Origin of the sequence: Plectonema cf. radiosum LEGE 06105 (genome assembly GCF_015207665.1) — a bacterium.
Taxonomy (GTDB): domain Bacteria; phylum Cyanobacteriota; class Cyanobacteriia; order Cyanobacteriales; family Nostocaceae; genus Rivularia; species Rivularia radiosa_A.
On sequence record NZ_JADEWL010000231.1, the window covers coordinates 1 to 6,578 of the forward strand.

Here is a 6,578-nt window from a genome sequence, read left to right on the forward strand (position 1 = left end):
CCCCCTCTCCCCATCCCCCCTTGCCTCAAACTTCCACCACCTGCTCTTGCTCGGTTTCGACAAACTCTTGTACGCGAGCGCGGTATGTTCTTAAGGATTCGTCAGCCCATTCGCGATCGTTACTGTTAACGTATAAATGGACTAATGGTTCGCTTGCATCTGGTAGAACTAATACCCAACTATCATCATAAGGTTGACAAATTTTTACCCCATCAATTAATTCTAATTGTTCTTGGGGATGAGTTTCTACCAAGTGCCGCATTAATGCACCTTTGACCGTCCAAGGACAGCGAGTTGTATAAGTTTTGTGAATTACGCGGGGTAATTCGGAACGCACTGTGGTAAGAGAACGTTCTTGAATTGTCAGCATTTCAATTATTTTGGCAATACAAAACATTGCATCAAATCCCGGATGCAGTTCTGGAACAATAAAACCTGTGTCGCCACTACCACCCAAAACAACATTAGGATTATTTTGGCAAGCTTCCATTAACGCTGTAGGATTTGCTTTGGTGCGAATCACTTTACCGTCATGACGACGAGCGATTTGTTCCACAGCGGAAGAAGAATGAACTGGTATTACTACAGTTCCTCTGGGGTTGGAAGTCAAAATCATGTCCACCATCAGAGCGGTGAGCATTTCTCCTCGAATGGGAATACCGGATTCATCAACTAATACCAGTTGTTCACCGTTTGCTGTGACTTGTACCCCAAAGTTGGCTTTAAGTGCTTCTACTACATGACCTAACTGGGTTAGCAAAGCTTCTAGGTCAGTTTCGGAAGTGGCGATTTTATTTAAACTAGCATTAAGTACCACCGCATCAGCACCAAATTTATCTAACATTTGAGGTAATACAGCCCCAGATACTCCATAAACGTAATCAATCACCACTTTTGCGCGACTATGGCGGATGGTATCGATATTTAGGAGATTTTCAAAAGCGTTGCAATAACGGTCAACTAATTGGCTGGGATAGGCAACATTACCAATTTCATGAATTTGCACCCGTCGCATATCTTCTTTAAAATATGCCCCTTCGATTTTCTTTTCTTTGGCTTTAGGAATATTGATTCCCTTAGCATCGAGAAATTCAATCAGGATATAGTCGGGACGATTAGGATGAATGCGGACATGAATGCCACCAGCTACACCCATATTCGGTATGATAGTACGAGCAATTGGTAAAGCTGTTGCATCTAAGTTTTGGATTTCGATGCCTACAGACATTAAACCAGCAATCAATGACCGAGTTACCATACGCGATATAGTCCGCTGATCGCGAGACACCGTAACTTGGGAACCTGGTTTTAAAGTAGAACCGTAAGCAGCACCCAATTTAACGGCAAATTCTGGAGTAACATCAATATTTGCTAATCCTTGAACGCCCCGTTGTCCAAATAAATTACGTTGAGCGGTGTTACCCCAAATCAAGTTTATATTTAGAATTGCGCCCGACTCAATCTTTTTACTCGGCCATACCCGCACACCGGGGCTAATTTGAGCTTCTTCTCCCACAGTTGAAAGTGAACCAACTACGGCAGCTTCCAGTACATGAGCGCGACGGTCTACACGAGTACCACGAGAAATTACGCAGGCGCTTAATTGAGCTTCATCACCAACTATTGCTCCATTCCAGATAATTGGACGTTTCAAATTGGCATCAGCACCGATAGTAACGTTGTCTCCGATAACCGTTCCGGCTTCGATCTGGACTCTATTACCAATTCGACAATTGTCGCCAATTAAAGCTGGTGTTTCAATTACCGCTGAAGAATCAATGTAAGTGTTTTGACCAACCCATAAACCAGGGGAAATTTCTGTGTAGGGAAAATCAGCTTTAACTTTATGGTTGAGTACATCATATTGAGCTTCGCGGTAAGCATCTAAATGTCCCACATCGCACCAATAACCGGAGGCAACATAACCAAACATCGGTTCACCTTTTTTCAGGAGTAAGGGAAATAAGTCCTTAGAAAAGTCCGATTCTTGGTTTGCGGGAAGATATTCCAAAACTTCAGGTTCTAGAATATAAGCGCCGGTATTCACCGTATCGGAAAAAATTTCGCTAGTAGAAGGTTTTTCTAGAAAGCGATTGATGCGTCCAGATTCATCAGTAATCACCACTCCAAATTCAATTGGATTGGGAACGCGGGTCAAAATTAAAGTCGCTTGGGATTTTTTTTCTTTGTGATATTTAATTGCTGCTGTTAAGTCAAAATCAGTAATACTATCTCCACTTATCACCAAAAACGTACCATCTAGAAGTTCGGCAATGTTCTTTACACAACCCGCCGTACCTAAAGGCTGGTCTTCTTCCACAGCATAAGTCATCTGTACGCCAAAATCGCTACCATCTTGGAAGTAGTCCCGCATCGTATCTGGTAAATAATGCAAGGTAGCGATAATTTCTGTAATGTCGTGCCGTTTGAGAAGATTGATAATGTGTTCGGCAATTGGTCGATTGAGGATAGGCACCATTGGTTTAGGTAAGTCGCAAGTTAACGGACGAAGCCGCGTCCCGGAACCTCCAGCCATAAGTACTGCTCGCATAAATCCTCCATTTCATTGGTTTCTTACAGTCAGTCGTCGCTTTATTACTGGGATTGAATCGAAGTACTGGGCTGTGAAATACTAAAAATTCAGAGTTATCAATCGGTTACTTGGATTGAAAAAACTTCCAGCCCTCAATTAACAGTGTTTCATAGCCAGTCCATGCAATCAACTTTCCAATACTTGATGAATAACGTTATATGGTTCTGTATCTAGTTTGCTATGGATATTCAAATTTAGGGAACTTCCCCAAGATGCATATGGTCATAATTAGATTATCTATAAAATCGGCGCATCTTAACAAAGAAAAGATATTAAGCGTTTGGTTTGAGGGGATAGGATTTATAAATTGGGGTGTTGCAACATTCATCAGACGTAGCAATACGCCCCGTATCTACATTATTGGTTTGGGGTGTGCGATCAAATTTATTTTATGGAGTTTGCAGCGCGAGATAACCACACATTATGAATATCTTCTGACATTGGGAGTATTTGCAGGAAATCCCGCACCGATTCTAATTTCCACTCTAGGGATGCAATCGGCGATATTTGGAGTTCACTCATGGCGTAACGAAGAATTGCTTCGCATAAAGCCGCAGCTTCGACAATCGGCTGTGAATCAAGCCAAACTGGAAAAATTCGAGCTTCAAAGGTTAGTTTATTCGGGATAGGATGAATTAAGTTTTTCAGGTTAAAGTTGCAATATTTTGTTAATTCAAGTTTGGCAATCCGCGTTTTGGCTTGTTCCCAAGTTAATTCCCGAAAGCCGGATTCGTTGACTAATTTTAATAAAGTTATATCCCAACTTCCCAACCTTCTGCATTTGGGGTTAGTTCCCACCAATCTTTTGAGATTTTCTCCATGTGCATGAAAAATATTGACTAAATTAGCAAATACATTCGCAGAACATAAAGGTAAAGCATCAAAATGGATGTGAGTTGCACCCTCAACGGGAGCAGTAAAACCAAGTAGACGTGCTGTTCTTAAAAGAACTTCTAATTTTTCCAGATGATTTGTATCAATAGGTGGTGAAATTAGCTCACAGGGACGTTCTCGCTCTCCTGGTAACGGTGCTGCGATCGCAATGGGTAAACCAGTATTATCAGCAACTCGTACCATTCCTTCTGCACTCTCTTCTGCACAAGTCCCAAATAAATCGGCAATGGGGTTAAGAACTTCGGCTTTAGTTTTTTCGGCGTTTGTTTGACGAATGATTAATTCTAAAAATCTGGTATCATCACTCACTATGCGATACCATCCCGGTGTAGGTAATTGTGATTTATTTAAATCATCTTGAATAGTTAAATCATCAACACATTTCGCGATTAAATTTCCTTGTTGATCAATTACTTCAAAACCTAAAGTCAGGTTATGAAATAAAGGCTTTCCTGGAACTTTACTTGGTTCGGATTGAGGATAAAATATACGACGTACTATTCCATTATTTGCTTGCGCTATCGAGTCAGCTAAATCTTTTCTGCTTAATCCTTTTGGTGCTAATAATTCAATTTCACAACCAATTTTCCAATTCAATTTGGACATACTAGATAATTATATATATATTCGTAAATTTGCAGCTATACATCATTAAAATATAAAAATAGTCAATTAAAATGGACTAAAAATATTAAATTAAAGTTACATAAGAATAGGTGGACTAAAAGCCCACCAGTATATATAAACTAACTGAAATAAAACATAAAATATCAGTTTTAATAACTAATATTTAACCTTTAACCTCTAACCTTAAACCTTCTACCTTGCTTGCAAAGCTTGTTCAATTACTTCTCGTTGCCCCAAAATTAAGTTTTTCTCAATGCGTATTTTGGCTTCCCAAGGAGAACTTTCACCCCAAAGTTTAGCAAGTTTTTCCGCATCATTATAGTTATATCCTGAATTACTATACATTTCCAAGGAAGGATTAGAACCCTGGACTTTCTGCAATGCTTGAATTCTTGCATCTACAAGAAACTGTTCGAGGATAGCAACATCAGATTTACCCCAAAGAATTTTTCTACCCATTCTCGCTTTTGCTTCAGATACAGACTGTCCCCAATAGTCTGCAAGTACGCGAGCATCCCAATAGTCATATTTACTATTAAAAAAAGCTTTGAATTCTTTCTCTTTAACTTGTTTTGTTGCGGCTTTGATTAAAACATTTTGTTCAACGCTTAAAGATTTTTTTGGTGAAGTTTGATTTGTGTTATGAGCATTAACATTACTAATAGTACTAACAGAACAAACAAACAAACCTAAAGACAACAATAATATTTTCAGATTACACTTCATGATTCATGTTTCCTAATTTATATATTCGAGATATTCGTTTTTTTTACATTTTAGAATACACTCTGTCCGCAAGCTTAAAGTATTTAAACTTGCTTTCTGTTTTTGAATACAGTCCGCTATTCGGTAATTTCTGAAAAAATCCAGAAATTTCTGTTTATAATGACAATACGGTTCAGTTAAAACTGTAACCTCATGTAGAGACGCGAAATTTCGCGTCTCTACATCTATAATGCTCCCTAATAATCCTTAATTGAACTGTAATGGCTAAAATTGCCATTACTACGAACTAACCAAGCATACAACATAAAAAATAAGCTACTTTCACAAGAAAAAAAGTAGCAACTTTTTGTAATTTATTTGTAAAAATATTTTTTGAAAATCCGAATATATACTTAAAAATTTCCCAAATCACCAACAAGCCAAAACTAAAAAGTTAAACAGAAAAAAAATTATCTTCTAACCTTTAACCTCTAACCTTTAACCTTTAACCATCCATTCCAAATGCTTTGCTAGTAACTGTGCTAAGTCATACTTTTTTAAAATAGTTTCTCGCGCTTTCTCTCGAATTGAAGACATCTTATTAGGATGATCGAGAACTTCCTCAACACGATTACATATTTCTTCTGGTGAAAAGAAATCCACTAATAAACCGTTAATACCATCTGCAATTACTTCGGTTACGGGTGCTGTATTTGAAGCGACTATTAAGCAACCTGTAGATAAAGCTTCCAACATTGACCAAGATAAAACAAAAGGACGGGTTAAATAAACGTGAACTGAGGAAGCTTGCAATACTTGCAGATATTCACTGTAAGGCAATAAACCTGTAAAATGAGTTCTTGTTAAATCTAATGGTACTTTTTCCAGCATCAACTGTTTGTAAGTTTGACCATCGGGAAGCTGTTTTCCGTAAGCAACTCTGTCTTCCCCAACAATCACCACATGACAATTTGGTCGTTTCTGCTGAAGTAATGCAACGGTTTCGATAAATTGCGGAAAACCTCGATAAGGTTCCATACCCCGTGCAACATAAGTAATAATTTCTTCTACATGAGAAAGGTCAAGATTAATTCGTGGTATGACCAGCTTTGCTCCCGGTTGCGGTTGAAAATAGTTTGTATCAATACCATCATGAAATACAGTAATTTTACTTTGGTATTCTAGGGGAAACTGTTGACGCTGCCAATAAGTTGGAGACAAACCGCGATCGCAACTGTATAAGTCAAGCAAAATGGGAGCATTCTTGATCCGAATCCGAGCTTCATCATCGGGAGTTAAGGGATCTATTGGGTCAAAATCAGCATCCGTTCCATGTGCTTGATAGAACCATTCAAAGTAACAAAGTAAACTAGCTTCGGGAAAAGCATCTTTAATAAATAACGTCGGACCCCAACCCGAATGACCGTAAACTATATCTGGAATAAAACCCTTTTGTTTTAATTGTTCTGCTAAACGATAAACTCCTTGTCCTTGAAGCACAGCTTTTTCTAAAGGTCTAACATAATGGTGAGTTTGCTGGTTTACATCTCTACTAGGACTATAAACTGCTTTGAAAACCCCAGGTAAGGAACCTTCTTGACGAGTAGTACCAAAAACAACTTGATTATGAGGATTTTGTGCTAAAGCTACAGCCAAATGACGAAATTGAGCCGGAAAATTAGAGTGTAAAAATAAAATACGCATATAATAATAAGGTCAAAGTTTAAAGGTCAAAGGTCAAAGGTTAGTACCACCGGAG

Annotated in this window: 4 protein-coding genes; all 4 read right to left on the bottom strand. The window is 38.5% G+C overall.

Annotated features, from left to right (window positions below; genetic code table 11):
- Positions 1–25: 25 nt before the first annotated feature.
- The 4 genes from IQ247_RS30880 to IQ247_RS30895 all read right to left on the bottom strand — a co-directional run bounded on the left by IQ247_RS30880 (position 26) and on the right by IQ247_RS30895 (position 6,523).
- Positions 26–2,551, bottom strand: coding sequence for a mannose-1-phosphate guanyltransferase (locus IQ247_RS30880; protein WP_193925876.1), 2,526 nt, complete (start codon positions 2,549–2,551; stop codon positions 26–28).
- A 426-nt stretch (positions 2,552–2,977) separates the two neighbouring features.
- Positions 2,978–4,093 carry an amidoligase family protein gene (locus IQ247_RS30885; RefSeq protein ID WP_193925877.1) on the bottom strand — a complete coding sequence of 372 codons (1,116 nt, stop codon included), beginning with the start codon at positions 4,091–4,093 and terminating at the stop codon, positions 2,978–2,980.
- Positions 4,094–4,306: 213 nt separating this feature from the next.
- Positions 4,307–4,840, bottom strand: a complete 534-nt coding sequence (locus IQ247_RS30890) for a hypothetical protein (protein WP_193925878.1) — start codon at positions 4,838–4,840, stop codon at positions 4,307–4,309.
- A 477-nt stretch (positions 4,841–5,317) separates the two neighbouring features.
- Entirely contained in the window at positions 5,318–6,523 is a 1,206-nt protein-coding gene (locus tag IQ247_RS30895; protein ID WP_193925879.1) for a glycosyltransferase family 4 protein, read from the bottom strand.
- Between the last annotated feature and the right edge of the window lie 55 nt (positions 6,524–6,578).